General features: G+C 54.9%; 2 protein-coding genes and 1 riboswitch. Of the genes, one reads left to right on the forward strand and one right to left on the reverse strand.

What is annotated here, in order from left to right:
* The coding region (locus tag ACTRXD_RS00015) for a fibronectin type III domain-containing protein (RefSeq protein WP_442429839.1) at positions 1 to 830 on the reverse strand (830 nt) is incomplete at its 3' end.
* A 54-nt stretch (positions 831 to 884) separates the two neighbouring features.
* A riboswitch (cyclic di-GMP riboswitch) is annotated at positions 885 to 961 on the reverse strand.
* Positions 962 to 1,154: 193 nt separating this feature from the next.
* Between ACTRXD_RS00015 and ACTRXD_RS00020 the strand changes: the two genes are divergently transcribed.
* A partial coding sequence (locus ACTRXD_RS00020; RefSeq protein ID WP_442429840.1) for a hypothetical protein occupies positions 1,155 to 1,338 on the forward strand: 184 nt, incomplete at its 3' end.

Raw genomic sequence — 1,338 nt, forward strand, 5'->3', positions numbered from 1 at the left:
GTCGGAGGCGTGATATCGGGAGCGGGACCCTCTGCTGGTTGAACGATGACGGAATACATACTGCCACTCCCCCCGCTGGCATTGCCCCCGAGAGTGATCGTCCCGGCCGGAAAGGTCCGAGCATAGAGGTGGAGGGTCGTATCCGAGGTCACCAGATTCTTGCCCGTATCGGTAAAGCTGCTCAACCACGACGGTTTCGGAGTCAGCCGCACGTCATAGGCCACCGAGACAGACACCGGTTGATTCACCGTAAAACGGAGGAAGGCGGCTGTGGCATCTGCTTTATCATTATTGGCCGTTTGGATATAGGCCGCGCCCTGCACACTCGTGGGGACCGTGGTAAACGTATAGGCGCGATCGCGATATACCGTCCCCCCGGCTTGGAGGCCGACGGCGGACACCATATACGTTGCGCCACTGGCAACGGTCAGATTCGAAATGCTGAGTGAGGAGGGCGGCGGCGGACTAGAGGAACCGGAAGAGTTGGAGGACGGTGCAATATATTTTTTCACCTCGGGGGAGGGAAGACTTTCATTACCCGAGGCATCGAAAGCGGTAATCGTAAAATAGTGCGTTTTGTCCGTGAGTAAGTTGGTATATTGGTAGGTCGTGATCTTCCCGACCGTCGTGGGAACCCCATAGACCCCGGGGTTGGTTCCTCGATAGATCCGGTACCCCGCTAAGTTGGCCTCTTGATTGGCGGTCCATTGGAGGGTGGCTGAATCACTGGTCGCGGCTTGTACCCCCTGCGGGAGAAAAAGAAGGCAACTGCCAAAGATACACCACGCTAGACACCTTTTTAGACGACTCCCCGCACGCACATCGGACATGGGATACCTCCTTCGCACACATACAGAGGCCCCATTCCCGCACGTCTCTCTTTCTTCGGTAACCCGGCTATCAGAAATTCTGACCCGTGGCTTTGCGTCCCCACTTCACAATGGGTTTGCCTTTATCGGAAAGAGGCCACTCGTTTACGCTGTGTTATGCCATCTTCGTTCGAATGATCCAAACTCGCTCTTGAATGTGAGAAGACACAGGCTGTCTTTACTTCACGGGCTTTTATCGGTGGATCCCCAAAAGCCTTTAGGCATGAACCAGGCAGGGGAGGTTGGAGAATTCTTCTGGCACTTGCCGTCCAATCATGATCGTTCTTGAACGGCACGTTTGACGGGTCTTCTTCAACATCCTTGAGACGTGCGCAAGGCGTGAAGGCTCGAACCTTGCTTGACGAGACCCTTTTGTTTAAAACACGAAAGGACCCGTTGGCGAAGCATTCCTTCAGCGAAAGCTCAGACGGCATCGCATCTCCTTCACAGGACCCACCTGGGATTCATG

The sequence above is a fragment of the Nitrospira sp. T9 genome (assembly GCF_052156535.1).
Lineage (GTDB): Bacteria > Nitrospirota > Nitrospiria > Nitrospirales > UBA8639 > Nitrospira_E.